Source organism: Planotetraspora kaengkrachanensis, from assembly GCF_016862895.1.
Classification (GTDB): domain Bacteria; phylum Actinomycetota; class Actinomycetes; order Streptosporangiales; family Streptosporangiaceae; genus Planotetraspora; species Planotetraspora kaengkrachanensis.
On sequence record NZ_BONV01000028.1, the window covers coordinates 23,041 to 40,812 of the forward strand.

Genomic DNA, 17,772 nt, shown 5'->3' on the forward strand with positions numbered 1-17,772 from the left:
GCTCCCCATTCGAGTCATCGGCCCCTGAGGTGGGTGCCGCGCAACTCGGACAGAGCACGCTCATACCGAGTGCCCGGCTCGGCCTCGAACATGAGGATCTGCTGACTGGGCGAGCTCGCGATGGTGAAGATGTGGTAGCCGAGCAGGAGATCACCGACAACGCGGTGGCGGAAGCGGATGGTCGCGCTGGTCACGGGCCGTACGTCGTGACGAGCCCACATCCTTCGGAATTCCTCGCTCGCGAGCGAGAGTTCCTCGATCAGCCCGACGAGCGCCGGATCCTGGAGGTCCGATCCGGCAGCCGCCCGGAGATGAGCCACCTTGACCAGCGAATGCTCTTCCCAATCCGGGTAGAAGTCGGGCGCCGAGGGGTTGAGGAAAGACAGCCGGAGCAGGTTGTCGGCGTGCTCCATCCCCTTGTAGATGGCCTCGGCCAGCGAATTCCTGGCCAGCACGTCGAACCGGCCGTTCATCACGAGCGCGGACACGTGTTCGCAGCCCTGCACGAACCGCAGCACGCCCGGGTTGACCACGTCGGACTGGTCGACGGAGCTCCGTACGCGGGGCCGGCCGCGCGCGAGTTCGCAGAGGTGCTCGGTGGCCTCCGCGTCGAGTGTGAGGGCCTGGGCCACGGCCAGGAGCACCTGATCGGAAGGATGGCGTTCTCTGCCCTGTTCCAGCCGGGTGTAGTAGTCGACGCTCACTCCGGCCAGCATCGCCACCTCGGTGCGGCGCAACCCGGACGTCCGGCGGCGGCCGACATGCGGCAGTCCGACCTGGTCGGGGGTCGTGATCGAACGCCTGGCGCGGAGGAATTCGCCAAGTAGATTCCCGCCATCCATACGGACAAGTTACAAAGACCCGCAACGGGAATGATGGGTGCGATACACCCATGAAATTTCTTGCGCTTTCGCGCGCCCCCGATCATCCGGATACGCCGTGCCCGACGCCTTCGGCATGCTCCACCGCGAGTGCCCGGCAATTTTCCTGGACCGGGCTGGCCTTCCGGGTGACCGGGGTTCTGGCTCGGCGATTCACGGCGCCGCCCATGCTTCGGCGACCGCGTCGGCCCCGGCTCCCCGGCCACGTGGAAGGCCGCTCCTCACGATCAGGAAGGGCCTACGCGTTCGCGAGGAACGCGAGCACCCGCTTGATCAGCAGTGTCGTGGCCTCCGCGTCGTACGCCGCCAGCGAGTTGTCACTGAAGAGGTGTCTGTCACCGCTGTAGAGGTACAGCTCGCCGTCGTCGGCCTCGTCGACGAGCGCGCGGGCGGCGTCGATGTCCCCCTCGTCGACGAAGGACGGGTCGGCGTCCATCGCGTGCACCTGGACCGGCACGCCGGCCGGCCAGGCGGGGCTGAACTCCGACACCGGGACGCAGCCGTGGAACAGCAGCGCGCCGCGCGCACCGGCCCTGGTCTGCGCGAGCTTCTGGGCCGGAAGCACGCCGAGGGAGAAGCCGCCGTAGACCAGGCCGTCAGGCAGTCCCTCGACGGCCCGGACACCACGCTCGATCACCTCGCCGAAGCCGATCTCCCGCGCGTGCGCGACTCCCTCGTCGAGGGTGGCGAAGGTCCGGCCCTCGTAAATGTCGGGCGTGTGGACGGTGTGCCCGGCGTCGCGCAGCGCGTCGGCGAACGCGACGACGCCGGGGGTCAGCCCGTGGACGTGGTGGAAGAGCACTACTTCAGCCATCGCTGCACTCCTGCTTCTCTGTGCGCCTGTCGGAATGATCCAGGTTGCGCGTACGGTCCGACGATGCCGAGCGATCGCCCCGATGACAAACCACCCAATTGGGAAGCGATCGTGTCAGGACGGCCCTCGTCGATCCTGCATCGCAGCCGGTCCCGGCGCATGGAGAACGCGGGAAACACCGCGCCCTACTTAACGTGGGCTTGATGCCGCCCGCCCCTGACGGGGCGTCAGCCGTCCAGGACGTGGGTGCGGGTGAGGAACTCGATGGCGTGCCCGTCGGGGTCGTCGACGTAGACGCCTCGGCCCTGGTCCCGATGGTTGATCTGGCCCGGGCCGCGGTGCGCGGGCTCCGCCCAGTGGGGCATGCCCCGTTCGACGATCCGGCCGAAGATCTCGTCGAACTCGTCCTCGGAGACGAGGAGGGCGAGGTGCTGCATGATGATCCGGTCTCCGGGGACGATCGAGTCCGCGTAGTCGACCGTCACCCCGTTGGCGAGCGGGACCGCGGCGAACGGCCCGAACTCCTTCGGTTCCGCCGCGCCGATCAGTTCCGTCAGGAACCGCGCGGAGGCGAAACGGTCTCTGCTGTGCACGATCGTGTGGTCGAGTTGTGCTGGCACGGGGACCTCCACTGGTCCGAACTGGCCTTTCATCCGACTGTACAAAGGGCCGCGCAATCCCGGAGAATCCGGGCGGCGCGGCCGCGCGGAAGAAAGTACGGTGGACCCATGATCGAAAAAGACGTATCGCGCGTGCTCGGTCTCCTCGGGCAGGACGACACGTTGCGGGTCTTCGCCGGTCTCGTGCTAAGACCCGGGGATCCGCCCGACAAGGTCACCGGGCTCGCCCCCGAGGCGACCGAGCGGGCGCTGACCCGGCTGGCCCGCGGCGGCCTCGCCGTACAGGACGGGGACGGCTGGCGAGCCGACCCTGAGGTGTTCCGCGATCTCCTCCGAGCGACGCCCAAGGAGCCGGTGAGCCTGCTCGACACCTTCCTGGTCGACGGGCGGCTGACCTCGCTCCCGGTCAAACGCTCGAAGAAGCTGATCGTGCTCGACTACGTCGCGCGCGTCTTCGAGCCGGGCGTGCGCTATTCCGAGAAAGAGGTCGACGTCTCCCTCCGCGCGTTCCACGACGACTACGCCGCGTTGCGGCGGTACCTCGTCGACGAGGGCTTCCTCAGCCGCGAGAACAACGTCTACTGGCGCAGCGGCGGCACCGTCTGAGGCCTCGGCAGGCGGATGGCGACGAATCCCGAACCGCCCGATCGGGCATATTGCCTATTGATGGCGAATGCAGGAAATCGCCGCACATGCCTGGAAATCTCCGTCCGACTTCGGAGATTGCTGAAATGTGACGTATCACCTCCATACGATTCGGGATACCGACTGTTTCCCGCCGGAGTAACGATTGAACCGGAACTGCGTCATCAAGGCGCCCGCCCCGGAAGACCGGGTCGAGTGGCGCCGCAGCAGCGCCGCGTCCGCGCACGAGCGGCTGGCCTTCCTCAACGAGGCAAGCCGCAGGATCGGCAGCACGCTCGACCTCGCGGAGACCAGCCGCGAACTCGTGGACGTGGCCGTACCGCGCTTCGCCGACACGGCGGCCCTCATGGTGCAGGAACGGCTGATGATCGACGGCGAGCTGCCCTCCCGGCCGATCGACGCCACCACGCTCTTTCGCCGGGTCGCGCTCGGGGTGGCCAGTGACGACCCGGAGGCGTGGCTGCGCGCCTTCCCGATCGACGAGATCACGTCATATCCCCCGGCGCTGCCCCACGCCCAGTGCATGACGACCGGCCGGCCCCTGATGTATCCCGTCCTCGACGGGTACAGCGCCCGGCTGATCGGATCCAGCATCGAGCGGGAGGAGTCGGTCGCCGGCCTTCTCACCGAGTCCTCGTTCCTCGCCGTGCCGCTGAAGGCCCGTGGGCGGGTGCTCGGATGCGTGGTGTTCAGCCGAAGGCCGGGCAGCCGTCCGTTCGAGGAGCAGGACGTCTCGGTGGCGGAGGAGCTAGCCGCAAGGACGGCCGTGTGCGTCGACAACGCGCGGCTCTACACCCGTGAGCGTCGTACGGCACTGACCCTGCAGAGCAGCCTGCTCCCTGCGGACCTCCCCCAGCCGCTCGGCATGGACGTCGCCTCGCGCTATCTGCCGGCCAGCGACCTGATGGGGGTGGGCGGCGACTGGTACGACGTGATCCCGTTGCCCGGCTGCCGTTCCGCGCTGGTCGTCGGCGACGTCATGGGGCACGGCACGAGGGCGGCGGCCACCATGGGCCAGCTGCGCACGGCCGCCCGTACGCTGGCGAGCCTCGACCTGCCGCCCGACGAGGTGCTCTTCCGGCTCAACCTGATGAGTCAGGACCTCGACCCCACGCAGATCGCCACCTGCGTGTACGCCGTCTACGACCCGGTCACGCGCACGTGCGCCTTCTCGCGGGCCGGCCACGTCCCGCCGGTGCTCATCCACCCCGACCGGTCTACCGAGATCATCGAACTGCCTTCGGGGCTCCCTCTCGGCATCGGGAGCGACCCGCTGGAGATGCGCGAGCTCGTCCTGCCCGCCGGCAGCGTCCTCGCCCTCTACACCGACGGCCTGGTGGAGAGCAGGGACCGCGACATCGACGCGGGGATCATGGCCCTGCGCCGCCTCCTGGCGGGACCCGCAGAGGATCTCGAGGACATGTGCGACGTGACGATCAACAGCCAGCGCCCGGGCCACGAGCGGGACGACATCGCCCTGCTGCTCGCCCGGGTGCGCGCGCTCGACCCCGACGAGGTGGCGACCTGCCCGTTGCCCGCCGACCCCCGGTTCGTCGCGCACGCCCGCCGGTTCGTCCGGGCCACGTTGTCCTCCTGGGGACTGACCACCCTGATCGACAGCAGTGAGCTCATCGTCAGCGAGCTGGTCACCAACGCGCTGAAACACGGCTGGCCCCCGATCGAGCTGCGTCTGCTGCGCGGCAGGACGCTGGTGTGCGAGGTCGCCGACGGATCGCCGACCAACCCCGCCCCGCGCTCGTCCACGCCCGACGACGACACCGGCCGCGGGTTGCAGCTCGTCAAGCGGTTCGCCTGGCGCTGGGGCACGCGTCCCACGATGTACGGAAAGATCGTCTGGGTGGAGCAGCGCATCCACTGACCCGGAGGTTCGTCCTTAGAAGACCGTGTATGACCTGATCGTCCGGAAGAGTTACGGTCGTAGGAGAGCTCCTGGGCGAGGAGGGGACATCATGATCGACATCCGGGACGCGTACCGCCGGGCGTTGGACGGCTTCGGGAACCGGCTCCATCTTGTCCAAGACGACCAGTGGGAGCTCTCCACCCCGTGTGTGGACTGGGATGTCCGGGCGTTGGTCAACCACATGGTGAACGAGAACCTCTGGGCGCCCGACCTTCTCGCCGGCCGTACGATCGCCGAAGTGAGCGACACCTACGAACGCGAGGTCCTCGGCGACGACGCGATCAAGGCGTTCGAGGTGTCGGCGCAGGGCGCCGTCCAGGCGGTGTACACCGAGGGCGCCCTGACCGCGGTGACCCGCCTGTCGTTCGGCGACGTGCCGGGTGAGGAGTACATCACCGAGCTGTTCGCGGACGCGTTGATCCACACCTGGGACCTGGCCCGCGCGATCGGCGCGCGGGAACGGCTCGATCCCGAGCTCGTCGCCGCCTGCTCCGAGTGGTTCGCCCGGGCGAAGGAGGGTTACCGCCAGACGGGAGTCATCGGGGACCACCGGGACGTGCCGGAGGACGCGGACCCGCAGACCCGGCTGCTGGCCGCGTGGGGCAGATCAGGCTGAACCGGCACGACCTGGTGCTCAACGCCCCGTGGGGCGCTTCCCGTGGTTGGCCTTCTTCTTCTTGCGTGCCTTGGACTTGCGCTGCCGCTTTCCCATGACGCGTCGCCTTCCTTGCCGGGACGGTTCCGCCTTCCACCATCCTCCGTGCGGGCGCGCCGGACAAGCGTGCGATTCTCCTCGTCCCACCATGACTCAACATGCAAGCCGTGCATATATGCCATAATTTGTTGGAATCTGTTGATTGGAGAGGTGATGCTGGCCCAGCAGCGGCAACAGGCCATCCTGGAGCGGATCCGCAGGACGGGCGGCGCGCGCGTCGCGGAGCTGGTGCTGGATCTCGGCGTCTCCGACATGACGATCCGGCGCGACCTCGAGGTGCTCGCGGATCGCGGGCTCATCGAGAAGGTCCACGGCGGAGCCACGGCGACCGGCGCGGGGTCGACCGAGGAGCCCGGCTTCGCGGCCAAGTCGGTACGGCAACGCTCCGAGAAGGAGGCCATCGCCCGGCGGGCCGCGCAGTTCGTCCGGCCAGGAAGCGCGGTCGCCCTCTCGGCGGGCACGACGACCTGGACGCTCGCCCACCACCTGGTGGACGTGCCGGATCTGACCGTCATCACCAATTCAGTACGGATCGCCGACGTCTTCCACCGGGCTGCCCGGGGCGACCAGACCATCGTGCTGACCGGCGGCGTGCGCACGCCGTCCGACGCCCTGGTCGGGCCGGTGGCCGTCGCGGCCGTCCGGTCGCTGAACGTCGACACCCTCATGCTCGGCGTCCACGGGATGGGCGCCAGGGCGGGGTTCACCACCCCCAACCTGCTCGAGGCGGAGACCGACCGGGCGCTGGTCGACGCCGCGCATCAGCTCATCGTGCTGGCCGACCACACCAAGTGGGGCACGGTCGGCATCAGCACGATCGCCGAGCTCTCCCGCGCCCATGTGGTGATCAGTGACAACGGCCTGCCCGAGGACGCCAGGGAACAGCTGTCGGAGCACGCCGGCGAGCTGATCATGGTGGACCCGGCGGCCGACGACGATATGGGAGCAGTTCTGTGAAGCGCACCATCACCCACCTCGCGGACGGCCGGGAGCTGATCTACTTCGATCGCCGCGACGACGCCGACCACAGCGCGATCGACCCGCGCGATCTTCCTGCGCGGCCCCTGGCGTCCGAGCTGCGGTACGACCCGCTGATGGACGAGTGGGTGGCGATCGCGCGGCACCGGCAGACCCGGACCCACCTGCCCTCCGCCGACGAGTGCCCGCTGTGCCCCGCCAAGCCGTGGTCGGAGATCCCCTCCCAGTACGACGTGGCGGTGTTCGAGAACCGCTTTCCCTCGTTCAGCTTCGACCTCGGCGAATACGAGCAGGTGGGCGGGCTCAGCCAGGTGCGGCCCGGGGTCGGCCGCTGTGAGGTGGTCTGCTTCACCTCCGACCACAACGCGTCCTTCGGCTCCCTCAGCGACGAGCAGGTCGGGCTGGTCATGGAGGCCTGGGCGGACCGTACGGCCGAGCTGTCCTCGCTCCCGGGCGTCGAGCAGGTCTTCTGCTTCGAGAACCGGGGCCCCGAGATCGGCATCACGCTCCCGCATCCCCACGGGCAGATCTACGCCTACCCGTACGTCACACCCCGGACGAAGCAGATGCTCGGCGCCGCCGCCCGGTACGAGGGCGGCAACCTGTTCGCCGACGTGCTGAGCGCCGAACGCGGCGGTCCCCGGGTGGTCGCGGCCAACGAGCACTGGACGGCCTTCGTCCCGGCCGCCGCGCGCTACCCCTTCGAGGTCCACCTCTACCCGCACCGGCAGGTGCCGGACATCCCCGCCCTGACCGCCGAGGAGCGTGCCGCGTTCGCACCGCTGTACACCAGCGTGCTGCGCCGCCTGGACGGCCTGTTCGGCGTGGCCATGCCGTACATCTCGGCCTGGCACCAGGCGCCCGTCTCCTTCGGGCGCGACCTGGCGTACCTGCATCTCCAGCTGTTCAGCATCCGGCGGGCCCCGAACAAGCTCAAGTACCTCGCGGGCTCGGAGTCGGCGATGGGCGGCTTCGTCAACGACATCCTTCCGGAGGAAGCAGCCCGGATGCTGCGAGATGCCCAGATAACGAGTTGATCTCCGAATTATTCCAACTTTAGCTAGCTAAGACGCTTTCTTTACCACTACTATCCATCGCACCGGCTGAATCAGCCGGTGCGCCTAATCCCGGGCGCCTCGCCCGGGAACCGGGGACCCATCTCGCACATGGGGTGAAGGCACCAGCGTGCCCGGGCAGCTCCAGCCCGAACCCGTCAGCTAACCCGGTCGGCAGATGGAGAGGAGTGGGCGCTGCCCCGCGTATTTCCCCTGGTCACGGGGGTCCTTGTATCCGGCGTGCTCGTGATCGCCACGTCGACCGCGAGCCAGGCCGCACCCAGGCCCAGTGAGGCTCAGCTGAAGAAGCAGCTGTCCTCGCTGGAGAAGCAGGTCAACGACCTGATCGGCGACTACAACGCCACCCGGGTCGAGCTAGCCGAGGCCAAGAAGGCCGAGAAGAGCGCACGCGACCGGCTCGCGGCCACTCAGGGCGACTTCGAGTCCGCGAGCAGAGAGGTCGGCCAGCTCGCCGGGGTCCGTTACCAGACCAGCGGCGCGATCATGGTTCCCGACCCGTCGGGCTCCGCGGTACTGGCTCAGCTGCAGGCTGAGCAGGTCGCCGTGATCAACCGGTTCTCGCAGACCGAGGCCGACCGCCGGCAGGCCGCCGACGCCGCGAAGGCGCTCACGGCGCAACTCACGGCGCAGTCCGCCAAGGTGAGCGAGCAGCGCAAGGACGCGGAGAAACTCATCGGCCAGATCAAGGACAAGCTCGACGCGCTGGTCCCCATCGCCCCCGGCAGGCTCGCCAACGGCTCCTGGGCCCCGGAACTGCCGAGTGGCGCCGACAACATCACTCCCCGTATGCGGTTGATGAAGAGCGAGGTCGAAAAGCACTTCGACCTGCGCTACACGGTCGGCTGCTACCGGAACGAGAGCAGCGGCGAGCATCCGCTCGGCCGCGCCTGCGACTTCATGATGAGCTCGGGCGGCTCGATGCCGACCGCCGACATGAAGGCCCTCGGCGACAGCCTCGCCGCGTGGGCCATCAAGAACGGCGCAAAGCTGGGCGTCATGTACGTGATCTGGCGGCAGCGCATCTACAACCTCGGCAGCCCCGGCTGGCGGAGCATGGCCGACCGCGGCGGGATCACGGCCAACCACTACGACCATGTTCACATCTCGATGCGCTGAACGACCCACAGACCATCTGTCCCACCCCCACGATCACGCGGGTGTGCGAGCCCAGCCCCCGCGGCCCGCACGCCCGCGTGATCACCCCCCGCAGCCTTCTTGTGATCTTCTCGGGCTCTTCCGCAGGGGTCTCATTCGATAACCTCGCTCTCCTGGCCAAGTCCCCCCACAGGCCACACGAGGTGAGAAACCCCCCATGGACGACCAGGCATCGGCGCCCGCGCAGGCGGCCGTCCCCACCTGCTACCGGCATCCCAAGAACGAGACCTACGTCCGGTGCACCAGGTGCGACCAATACATCTGTCCCGACTGCATGCTGGACGCGGCGGTCGGCCACCAGTGCGTCGAATGTGTGCGCAGGGACAACAAGGCCCTACGGCGGCCGCGCACCGTGTTCGGGGGCCAGGTCTCCTCCGTCACCGTCGTGACCTACGTGCTCATCGGCCTCAACGTGCTGGCCTACCTCGCGGAGACGGCCTTCCCCGGCGTCGTCGACAGGTTCGACAGCCTGGGCATCGGCCTCCGGGGCCCAGACGGCCAGTACTACGTCTACCAGGCGGGCCTGCCGTACGGGGACGGGACCGGCCTCCAGCCCGCCGGCGTCGCCTTCGGCGAGTGGGAGCGCCTCATCACCGCGGCGTTCCTGCACCTGCCGCTGGACATGGGGCCCTTCTCGATCCTGCACATCGGGTTCAACATGTACGGGCTCTGGACGCTGGGCCGGGTGCTCGAGTCGGTCCTCGGCAAGGTGCGGTTCACCGCCCTCTACCTCCTGTCCGCCCTGGGCGGATCGGTGGTCGCGTACCTGCTGGCGCCCGGCCAGGGCGCCGTGGGAGCCTCAGGCGCGATCTTCGGGCTGGTCGCGGCGTACTACGTCGTGTCCAGGAGGCTCCGCCGCCCGGGTGGGGCCAACCGGCTCCTCGTGATCTACCTCGTCTGGATGGTCGTCTCCGCGGGGTTCGCCTCCTGGCAGGGGCACCTGGGCGGTCTGCTGGCGGGCGGCGTGGTCGCGTTGTGCCTGGCCTACCTGCCGCGAAAGTGGCATCTCCCGGCGAACGCCGCCGTGCTCGCCCTGCTGATAGCCCTCGTGGTGCTGAAGACGTCCCAGCTCACCGGCATGGTCTGAGCGGCCGGGCGGAGAATCCACATGACACCCGCCTGGTCACTCGGGCAGGATCCAGGCATGACGGATAGACGAATCGATCCCCCCGCGGTCGCGAACGAACGCGAGATGCTGACCTCCTGGCTCGACTGGCACCGTGAGACTCTCGCGGTCAAGTGCGATGGACTGACCGAGGACCAGTTGCGCCTGCGCGCGGTGGCCCCGTCGACGTTGTCACTGCTCGGACTGGTCCGCCACATGGCCGACGTCGAGCGGACCTGGTTCCGCAGGAGGCTGGACGGCGAGGACATCGAGCCCCTCTTCTTCAGCCTCGATGATCCCGACGGGGACTTCGACAACGTGGACACGGCCTCCGCCGACGAGGCGCTCGCCGCCTGGCGGGCCGAGGTGCAGGCCGCGCGAAAGGTCACCGCGGCCTACCCCGACCTCGACACGCTCGCCAAGCGCGAGGCGCGCGGTGTCACGGTCTCCCACCGGTGGATCCTCGTCCACATGATCGAGGAGTACGCGCGGCACAACGGCCACGCGGACATCCTCCGCGAGCAGATCGACGGCGTCACCGGAGAGTGACCCCTGCCGTGAGGTGACAGACCGGTCCGGCGCGGGTCAGCCCGAGATGCGAATCGGGTTGACCAGGTCGGCGTAGATGAGCAGGCCGCCCATGACGAGCAGCACCGCCGCCATCGCGTAGGTCAGCGGCAGGGCCTTGGCCACGTCGACGTACCCCGGGCTGGGCCGTCGCCGTACCCGTGCGATGCCCCGCTTGAGACCCTCCCAGAGCCCGCCGAGGATGTGCCCTCCGTCGAGCGGCAGCAGCGGGATGAGGTTGAACATCCCGACGGCGAGGTTGAGGCCCGCGAGCAGGTTGATGAAGATGATGATCTTGTTTTCCGCGGACAGGTCCGACGTGGCGATCTCGCCGCCGATGCGGCCCGCCCCGACGATGCCGATGGGCCCGTTGGGGTCGCGCTTCTCACCCGAGAAGGCCGCCTGCCAGACCCCGACCATCTTCTTGGGGATGTTGACCATCGCCGCCGCGGTGGTCTCGGTGAGGTCCCACATCCGTCCGACCACGTAGCCGGGACCGGGCCTTTCCAGCACGCTGACGGGCGCCACGCCGAGGAAGCCCACATTCTTCTGGATCTTGGAGGGGTCGTCCGGCATCGGCATGTCCTGCGCGATGAGGTTCACGCCGACCGCCAGGGTCTTGCCTGCCCGCTCGATGCCGAGCGTGGTCGCCCCCGCGCCGAGGTCGCGGATCCGCTGCGTGGTCTCGTCCCAGGACTTCACCGCGATTCCGCCGACCGACACGATGCGGTCGCCGGGACGCAGGCCGGCCTGGGCCGCGGGAGTGGCCGGGTCGCCCGGCCGGCAGTCCCGCTTGTCCACCTCCGTCGTCGGCATCACGCACCTCGACACCGTCGCCACGACGGGCTGGGGCATCTGCACGCCGAACCCGATGAACACGACCGCGAACAGCAGGAACGCGAGGACGAAGTTCATCGCCGGGCCGCCGAACATGATGATCGTCTTCTGCCACCACGGCTTGCGGTAGAAGACCCGGTCCTCGTCGCCGGGGCGGATCTCCTCCGACGCCACGGCCCGCGCGTTCTCGATGAGGCCCTGCCACGGGCCGGTCGAGATGCTGCGCAGCTTGGTCGGGTCGTCGCTCGGGCGGGGCGGCAGCATGCCGACCATCCGGATGTAGCCCCCGATGGGGAGCCACTTCACGCCGTATTCGGTCTCTCCCCGCCTGCGCGACCACATCGTCGGCCCGAAGCCGACCATGTACTGCGTGACCCGGACCTTGAACAGCTTGGCCGGCACGAGGTGGCCGATCTCATGCAGTCCGATCGAGAGCAGCAGACCAACGAAGACGATCACGAACCCGGCCAAGGAGAGCAAGATCATCAGCGCGTCCCCTCGAGTCGGAGATGGTGCCATGCCACACGTCGCACCATTCGAGGGTAGCCCACGACATCGGCGCCCGAGCCGAACCGGCCGCGGTTCCGGTTGCGGGAGGCTGACCGGAACGGGACACTTCGTTGACAGTGTGCATCCATTCGATCACCCTGTGAGAGACCGCAGAGGGGAGCGTCTTGATCCGGATCCTGGTTGCCGAACACCTTCCATTGGTACGGCGAGGCCTGGTGGCATCGCTCGACGGCGAAAGTGATCTCGAGGTCGTCGCGGACGTCGGATCCGCGGAGGACATCGTCCCCGCGGCCCTCGACCTCCAGCCCGACGCCGCGGTCATCGATGTCGATCTGCCCGGGATCGACGGGCTCAGCGCCGCCGCGCGGCTGGGCGAGAAGGTCCCCCTCTGCCGGGTCATGATCCTTTCCGGCCGGCCCAATCCCGGCCACGTGAAGAGGGCCTTCGCCGCGGGCGTGCTCGGTTACATGAGCATCCAGGTGGCGCCCGAACAGCTCGCCCACGGGATCCGCAGGATCAGCTCAGGGCACCGGGTGGTCGATCCCGATCTGGCGGTCGCCGCGATCGAGGCGGCGGACAACCCCCTGACCCCTCGCGAGCTCGACGTCCTGCGCCTGGCCGCGGGCGGGGCCAGGTCGAAGGAGATGGCCGACCAACTCGGGCTGTCGGAGGGCACGGTCCGCAACCACCTGTCACGGGTCATCTGCAAGACCGGGGCCCGCAACCGCGTCGACGCCGTCCGGATCGCCGCCGGCGCCGGCTGGTTGTAGGCCCGAGCCCGGGTTCCACCCGCGTCCGGATCGCCGCCGGCGCGGGCCGGTCGCAGACCCGGGCCAGTGTTTCACCCGTGTTCGGCCCGCGACGTCTCCATGGCAGCGTCCGGACGAGTCGCGGTGATCGCCCCGCTCAGGAACGGCAGCCCGACGGGCTCGCCGTGGAGTGCGGCGCCGACCGCCAGCAACACGCCCGCCGTCCCGGTGGCGAGGTCCATGGACAGGCGCAGCAGGTGTTCGCCAGGAAAGGCCAGGTGCCCCTGGTAGGTCATGGAATGCCACGACAGCGCCGCGAGCTGGCGGCCCGCCTCGGGGTCCTCGAGACCCCAGCCGCCCGCGCGGTCCCTGCAGAGATAGGCGAGGGCCCCGGCGCGCCCGGTGAACAGCCCCGGTTGGCGGTGGAAGAGCGACCGCGCCGCCCGGTCGAGCCGCTGGCGCGCGGCCGAAAGCTCCGGATCGGCCCGATAGCGCAGGAACTCGCCCAGCACCCACGAGATGCCCACGCTGCCCCGGTCGAGGCCGGCCAGGACCCGCCCGCCCTCGGTCACCCGCAGCGACCCGTCGGCCTGAACGGCGCAGCGGCCCAGATCGAGCCGGAGCGACCTGTCGGCCTGGTCGAGCCACTGCACGTCGCCCGTCTTCTCGTACAACCGCAGAAACAGCAGAGCAGGCCCTGAGGCCCCGTGCATCAGTCCGGTACCGCCGGGGGGGCCGCCGGCGAGGCGGTCGGCCGCCATGCCCGCCGACCCGAGTGCCCTGTCCAGCTCACCGAGGTAGATCTGGTTGAGGCCGATGCCGGCGAGCCCGCCGTACAGGTCGGTCCCCGGCGCGGCCGGGCGGCCGCGACCGGCGGCGTCGACGAGCTCCAGGGCGGCCTGGTGGTGGCCGAGGTTCGCGAGGGTGTGCGCGATGCCGTGCGCGCCGTCGTAGAAGCCGGGCCTGGCGCCGCGCGCGCCGTTCAGCGCCCGGCTGAGCAGCCACTCCTCATGGTCGGGGTAGCGGCCGGCGCCCGTCACGTGCAGGGCGTACAGCACACCCGCCGCTCCGTGGGCGAACCCGAGGCCGCCGGACTCGAACTGGGCGATGTCGCCGGGAAAGAGCCGGTCGGCGCGTTCCGGGGTGGCGGACGCCAGGATCGCCCGCGCCATCGACGAGCGCATCTGGCGCCAGTCGTCCAGCGGCGGTGCGTCCCTGGTCTCGCCGCCGCCCACGATGCGGACCGCGGGCCGCAGGAAGCCCTCCTTGAGGGGGAAGGTCCGGCAGATCGCCTCGGCCAGCTCGGGGGCCTTGCCCCTGTCGATGAGGAAGAGCTCGGTGAGCGGGAGGAAGAGCGCGAACCGCAGACAGGCCAGGGCGAACCGGTCGACGTCGAAGCCGACGGCTCCCGCCGGCGCCCCGAAGCCTGAGCCCGCGAGACCGGTCCCCACCGCCTCCAGCACCGGCCGGGCCCCGCCGACGCCGACCAGGGTGACGCCTCCGTCCGGGCGGACCATGAAGGCCGACATGCCGAGGTCGCCGAGCACGAGCCCGTTCATGTGAATCTTCATGACCGCGTCCTCGACCGCGGCGCAGATCTCCGTCGCCCACTCCACGTAGCCGTCGAGTTCGGCCTCGCGCGCGCCGCCGAGAGGGTGGCGTGCGGCGAACACCTCGCTCAGCGGCTCCCCCGGCACGAAGTCCGTCGCCAGGAAGTGGCGATCACCCAGTGTGAAGTAGGCCCTGAGCTCGGGGGCCACGCCGAGGCCTGCGAGCCGTTCGAGCACCTGCCGCTCGTGGGACAGCCGGGCGACCGCGTCGGTGCCGTTCCCGTCAAGTCCTGCATGGGGGTGCGCCTCCTTGAGCAGCACCGGCTCGCCCGTACGGGAGTCGCTCGCCAGATGGACCACCACGCCGTTGGCCCGGCGCAGCACCTTCTCCAGCCGGTACGGCACGTCCGCGGCGGGCGGGCGGTCGCGGGCGGTCATGAACGGCAGAAGGCAGGCGGGCGGCGTCACATGGGACGGCGGCGCGAAGGCCTCTTCAGGCAGGTCCGCTGAGCCCGCTCCGTCCTGCCGTGAGAAGCGGACCCGGCCGTCCTCAGCGGCCGGGTCGTGGCGCACGTACAGCGGTCCCCCGCCACACCTCAGCCCGCCGGGGACCGCGGGGCCGCGGTGACCGGCGAGCAGGTCGCCGAGCTCCGCCAGGGCCCTGTCCAGCTCCTCCTCATCGGCCGGATAGACGACGATGAACGTCCCGCTCGACCCCGGGGCGGCGTGTTCGGCGTTGTTCAGATGCAGGATCGGCCGGGTCCGTACGAAGGTGAAGGCGAGCTCCCGGTCCAGGCAGTACTGCCCCACCTTCTCGAGGACCTGCGGCGCCTCGTCGACGCGCGCCGAGACGTGGATCTTCCAGCCCTCACCTGGCGGCGCCGACGCCACCGGCCGGTAGGCCACCGTGCCGGGTTGCCGCGTCCGCGCCCATCCCCCGGGCACCGTGCGGTGGGCGAGGTCGAAGCCGGGATCGTCGGGACCGGCGACGGGCGAGTCGTAGAAGGTCGGATCGGCGAGACAGTAAAGCTCGTAACGCTTCTCCACGATCCGCCCCATTTCCGGCCGTCCGGCGCCGGCCGCACCGAGACTCGGGCCGCGCGCGCAGCCGATGATGTGGCACACGATACGCGCATGAGGAGTTACATGGAGTGATGATGGCCGTCCGGTCGCGGTCCTCTCCGGCAGGCGGTCAGGGCCGCCAGATGAGGACGAGGGCGCAGTCGTCGTTGTGCCCGGACGTCATCGACTGGACGAGCTGCCGTGCCCGGTCGCGGAACCCCGAAGGCAGGAGCCGCTCGGCCTCCCCGAGCAGCCGGTCGAGCCCGGCGTCGATGTCGCGCCCCGGCTGCTCGATGAGCCCGTCGGTGAAGAGCATGAGCGCGTCGCCCTTGCGCAGCACCCCGCTGTCGGCCTCGCAGTGCAGGTCGGGGACCACTCCGAGGACGACGCCCTTAGCCGTGCTGACCCGCCACGTGCCCGTTCCCGCGTCGAACTTCACCACGGGCGGATGACCGGCGGAGGTGATCTTGTACTCCCCCGTCGACAGGTCGAGGGTCAAGTGGACCGCGGTGACGAATCCCTCGTCGCCGAGCTGCCTGTGGAGATAGGCGTTGCAGGCGGCCAGGAAGTCGCGGACCGACCCGAGCAGGCCGCCGAACGTCCCGGACAACATGAGCGCCCGCGTTCCCGCGTCCACGCCCTTGCCGGAGACGTCCACGACCGCGATCTCGACGTGGTCGCCCTCACGCATGGACACCACGAAATCGCCGCCGAACGACGATCCGCCCGCCTGCTTGAGGACGACCTTGCTGCCCCACTCCTTGGGCAGCGGGGGCAGCTCGCTCTGCCGCTTGAGCCGGTCGCGCAACTCCAGGAGCATCGCGTCGCCGCGCAGGCCCTGCACGCCGAGCTTGCCCCTGGTGCGGGCCATCAGCCACGCGAGGACCGCCGTGAAGCCCATTGTGATCAGCAGGCCCGGCCCGACGGTCTCGACCCCTCTGATCGCCCCCACGTACGACAGGGACAGCGCGACGGCGCAGAGCAGGATCGCCAGGCTGCGCAGCCGCAACTGGAGGCCGCCCATGAGGGTGACCAGGATGAGCAGCGAGGGCGAGAACCAGTAGGCGGAGACCTCGGCGTCGAGGACTCCGATGAGCAGGGTGACGACGACCAGCGCGATGAGCAGGTTACGGTCGTTGGACGAGAGTTTCCGCACAAAACGGACAGTCGGCACCAACAGCGGTACGCGTCCCAGGAACGCGCGCAGCCGTGGGGGAATCAGCGGCGCCGGTCGGGAACTCATGATGAGCCTGACTGTATCCGCCCAACCCGCATGAAGGCACCCACTTGACCAAGACCTTGATCATCGGGCACGTATATTGGGTGGCCGTCGATCATGGGACGCTCCTAGGGTGAACGGGTGACTGTCGAGGTTCGCCCCATCACCGAGTCCGAATGGCCGGCCTTCGCCGCCGTCGACTACGAAGCGTTCAACTCCTCCTTTCCGCAGGCGGCGACCGATCGCTGGCGGGAACTGGCCGAGATCGACCGGTCGCTGGCCGCCTTCGACGGCGAGCTGATGGTCGGCTGCACCGCCGCGATCACCTTCACGATGACGGTTCCCGGAGGGCCGATCCCGGTGGCGGGCGTCACCGCCGTCGGCGTGCTGCCCTCCCATCGCCGCCGCGGCGTGCTCTCGGCCCTGATGACCCGTCAGCTCCACGACCTGCACGAGAACGGCGAGGCCGTCGCCGCGCTGTACGCGTCGGAGGCGGGGATCTACGGCCGGTTCGGGTACGGCAGGGCGGCCGACGCCCTCTTCTTCCGCATTCCGAAGCGCGGGTCGGAGTTCGTCAGGAACGCCCCCACCGACCCGGCGCTGCGGCTTCGCGTGGCCAAGCCGGCGGAGGAGCTTCCCCGGCTCAGGAAGGTCTTCGATTCCGTGCGGACCCTCCGTCCCGGGCTCTACGCCAGGTCGGACGCCCGGTGGCGCATCGAGGTCCTGTCCGACGAGGAGCACGACCGCGCCGGCACGGGCCCGCTCCGCTGCATGATCGCGGAGGACGACGAGGGGCCCCGCGGCTACGCGCTCTTCCGGGTGAAGACCGGCTACACCGACCACGACGTCGCGGACGGCGAGCTCAGGCTGAGGGAGCTGTTCGCCTCCGACCCCGCGGCGTACGCCATGCTCTGGCGCAGCGTGCTGGACCGGGATCTGTGCTCGCGGGTCTTCGCCTGGAGCCGGCCCGTGGACGACCCGATCATCCATCTGCTCGCCGAGCCCCGCAATCTCAACGCGGGCTGGCTCGACGAGTTGTGGGTCCGCCTCGTCGACGTCGACCGTGCGCTGGCCTCACGCTCCTACGCGGCGCCCGCCGACCTGGTCATCGAGGTCGAGGACGACATCTGCCCCTGGAACGCCGGCCGATGGCGGCTGACCACGGCCAAGGGCTCCTGCGAGCGGACAGACGACCCCGCCGACCTCACCCTGCCCGTCACCGTTCTCGGCGCGGCCTACCTCGGCGGCAGGCCGCTCACGGCCCTCGCGGAGGCCGGGATCGTGCGGGAGCACCGCGAGGGGGCGCTGCGCGAGTTGTCCACCGCGATGTCCTGGGACCCGAAGCCGTGGGCGGGTCTCGTCTTCTAG

At 69.6% G+C, this 17,772-nt stretch carries 17 protein-coding genes and 1 riboswitch; of the genes, 10 read left to right on the plus strand and 7 right to left on the minus strand.

Annotated elements, in window-relative coordinates; translation table 11 throughout:
* Positions 1-14: 14 nt before the first annotated feature.
* From Pka01_RS26095 to Pka01_RS26105, 3 genes are all read right to left on the minus strand, one after another.
* Positions 15-842: a helix-turn-helix transcriptional regulator gene (locus Pka01_RS26095; protein WP_203885525.1), complete on the minus strand. Its 828-nt coding sequence runs from the start codon at positions 840-842 to the stop codon at positions 15-17.
* A 277-nt stretch (positions 843-1,119) separates the two neighbouring features.
* Positions 1,120-1,695 (minus strand): dienelactone hydrolase family protein, encoded by a 576-nt coding sequence (locus Pka01_RS26100; protein ID WP_203885526.1) that lies wholly within the window; start codon positions 1,693-1,695, stop codon positions 1,120-1,122.
* Between the two features lie 227 nt (positions 1,696-1,922).
* Positions 1,923-2,315 (minus strand): VOC family protein, encoded by a 393-nt coding sequence (locus tag Pka01_RS26105; RefSeq protein ID WP_203885527.1) that lies wholly within the window; start codon positions 2,313-2,315, stop codon positions 1,923-1,925.
* 108 nt (positions 2,316-2,423) lie between these two features.
* Here Pka01_RS26105 and Pka01_RS26110 point away from each other — a divergent pair, with 108 nt between their 5' ends.
* From Pka01_RS26110 to Pka01_RS26120, 3 genes are all read left to right on the plus strand, one after another.
* Positions 2,424-2,921, plus strand: coding sequence for a DUF2087 domain-containing protein (locus Pka01_RS26110; protein WP_203885528.1), 498 nt, complete (start codon positions 2,424-2,426; stop codon positions 2,919-2,921).
* Positions 2,922-3,105: 184 nt separating this feature from the next.
* Entirely contained in the window at positions 3,106-4,839 is a 1,734-nt protein-coding gene (locus tag Pka01_RS26115; RefSeq protein ID WP_239115305.1) for an ATP-binding SpoIIE family protein phosphatase, read from the plus strand.
* Between the two features lie 91 nt (positions 4,840-4,930).
* Positions 4,931-5,497 carry a TIGR03086 family metal-binding protein gene (locus tag Pka01_RS26120; RefSeq protein WP_239115306.1) on the plus strand — a complete coding sequence of 189 codons (567 nt, stop codon included), beginning with the start codon at positions 4,931-4,933 and terminating at the stop codon, positions 5,495-5,497.
* An 18-nt stretch (positions 5,498-5,515) separates the two neighbouring features.
* Here the strand turns inward: Pka01_RS26120 and Pka01_RS41635 are convergent, their stop codons facing one another.
* Positions 5,516-5,593 (minus strand): 50S ribosomal protein bL37, encoded by a 78-nt coding sequence (locus tag Pka01_RS41635; RefSeq protein ID WP_373315687.1) that lies wholly within the window; start codon positions 5,591-5,593, stop codon positions 5,516-5,518.
* 156 nt (positions 5,594-5,749) lie between these two features.
* Between Pka01_RS41635 and Pka01_RS26125 the strand changes: the two genes are divergently transcribed.
* The 5 genes from Pka01_RS26125 to Pka01_RS26145 all read left to right on the plus strand — a co-directional run bounded on the left by Pka01_RS26125 (position 5,750) and on the right by Pka01_RS26145 (position 10,459).
* A complete protein-coding gene (locus tag Pka01_RS26125) occupies positions 5,750-6,553 on the plus strand; it encodes a DeoR/GlpR family DNA-binding transcription regulator (protein ID WP_203885529.1) in 804 nt (267 codons plus the stop codon).
* Positions 6,550-7,611 carry a galactose-1-phosphate uridylyltransferase gene (gene galT / locus Pka01_RS26130; RefSeq protein WP_203885530.1) on the plus strand — a complete coding sequence of 354 codons (1,062 nt, stop codon included), beginning with the start codon at positions 6,550-6,552 and terminating at the stop codon, positions 7,609-7,611. The genes Pka01_RS26125 and galT overlap by 4 nt, the downstream gene beginning before the upstream one ends.
* Positions 7,612-7,682: 71 nt before the next feature.
* A riboswitch (cyclic di-AMP (ydaO/yuaA leader) is annotated at positions 7,683-7,820 on the plus strand.
* A 55-nt stretch (positions 7,821-7,875) separates the two neighbouring features.
* Positions 7,876-8,766: a coiled-coil domain-containing protein gene (locus tag Pka01_RS26135; protein WP_239115307.1), complete on the plus strand. Its 891-nt coding sequence runs from the start codon at positions 7,876-7,878 to the stop codon at positions 8,764-8,766.
* A gap of 196 nt (positions 8,767-8,962) precedes the next feature.
* On the plus strand, positions 8,963-9,892 hold the full coding sequence (locus tag Pka01_RS26140; protein ID WP_203885531.1) for a rhomboid family intramembrane serine protease: 930 nt from the start codon (positions 8,963-8,965) through the stop codon (positions 9,890-9,892).
* Positions 9,893-9,949: 57 nt separating this feature from the next.
* Positions 9,950-10,459 carry a DinB family protein gene (locus tag Pka01_RS26145; protein ID WP_203885532.1) on the plus strand — a complete coding sequence of 170 codons (510 nt, stop codon included), beginning with the start codon at positions 9,950-9,952 and terminating at the stop codon, positions 10,457-10,459.
* A 36-nt stretch (positions 10,460-10,495) separates the two neighbouring features.
* Here the strand turns inward: Pka01_RS26145 and Pka01_RS26150 are convergent, their stop codons facing one another.
* Positions 10,496-11,800, minus strand: a complete 1,305-nt coding sequence (locus tag Pka01_RS26150; protein WP_203885533.1) for a M50 family metallopeptidase — start codon at positions 11,798-11,800, stop codon at positions 10,496-10,498.
* A gap of 188 nt (positions 11,801-11,988) precedes the next feature.
* Between Pka01_RS26150 and Pka01_RS26155 the strand changes: the two genes are divergently transcribed.
* Positions 11,989-12,594: a response regulator transcription factor gene (locus tag Pka01_RS26155; RefSeq protein ID WP_203885534.1), complete on the plus strand. Its 606-nt coding sequence runs from the start codon at positions 11,989-11,991 to the stop codon at positions 12,592-12,594.
* A 71-nt stretch (positions 12,595-12,665) separates the two neighbouring features.
* Here Pka01_RS26155 and lanKC read toward each other — a convergent pair whose 3' ends face one another.
* Both lanKC and Pka01_RS26165 read right to left on the minus strand, forming a co-directional pair.
* Positions 12,666-15,170, minus strand: a complete 2,505-nt coding sequence (gene lanKC / locus Pka01_RS26160) for a class III lanthionine synthetase LanKC (protein ID WP_203885535.1) — start codon at positions 15,168-15,170, stop codon at positions 12,666-12,668.
* A 145-nt stretch (positions 15,171-15,315) separates the two neighbouring features.
* Positions 15,316-16,428 carry a PP2C family protein-serine/threonine phosphatase gene (locus Pka01_RS26165; RefSeq protein WP_203885536.1) on the minus strand — a complete coding sequence of 371 codons (1,113 nt, stop codon included), beginning with the start codon at positions 16,426-16,428 and terminating at the stop codon, positions 15,316-15,318.
* 117 nt (positions 16,429-16,545) lie between these two features.
* On the opposite strand from Pka01_RS26165, the gene Pka01_RS26170 reads away from it, so the two are divergent.
* Positions 16,546-17,772, plus strand: coding sequence for a GNAT family N-acetyltransferase (locus Pka01_RS26170; RefSeq protein ID WP_203885537.1), 1,227 nt, complete (start codon positions 16,546-16,548; stop codon positions 17,770-17,772).

Bases quoted from the DNA above. Each gene is read 5' to 3' on its own strand.
- Pka01_RS26095 (WP_203885525.1), bottom strand. From the start codon at position 842: ATGGATGGCGGGAATCTACTTGGCGAATTCCTCCGCGCCAGGCGTTCG.
- Pka01_RS26100 (WP_203885526.1), bottom strand. From the start codon at position 1,695: ATGGCTGAAGTAGTGCTCTTCCACCACGTCCACGGGCTGACCCCCGGC.
- Pka01_RS26110 (WP_203885528.1), top strand. From the start codon at position 2,424: ATGATCGAAAAAGACGTATCGCGCGTGCTCGGTCTCCTCGGGCAGGAC.
- Pka01_RS26120 (WP_239115306.1), top strand. From the start codon at position 4,931: ATGATCGACATCCGGGACGCGTACCGCCGGGCGTTGGACGGCTTCGGG.
- Pka01_RS41635 (WP_373315687.1), bottom strand. From the start codon at position 5,593: ATGGGAAAGCGGCAGCGCAAGTCCAAGGCACGCAAGAAGAAGAAGGCC.
- Pka01_RS26125 (WP_203885529.1), top strand. From the start codon at position 5,750: ATGCTGGCCCAGCAGCGGCAACAGGCCATCCTGGAGCGGATCCGCAGG.
- Pka01_RS26140 (WP_203885531.1), top strand. From the start codon at position 8,963: ATGGACGACCAGGCATCGGCGCCCGCGCAGGCGGCCGTCCCCACCTGC.
- Pka01_RS26145 (WP_203885532.1), top strand. From the start codon at position 9,950: ATGACGGATAGACGAATCGATCCCCCCGCGGTCGCGAACGAACGCGAG.
- Pka01_RS26150 (WP_203885533.1), bottom strand. From the start codon at position 11,800: ATGATCTTGCTCTCCTTGGCCGGGTTCGTGATCGTCTTCGTTGGTCTG.
- Pka01_RS26165 (WP_203885536.1), bottom strand. From the start codon at position 16,428: ATGAGTTCCCGACCGGCGCCGCTGATTCCCCCACGGCTGCGCGCGTTC.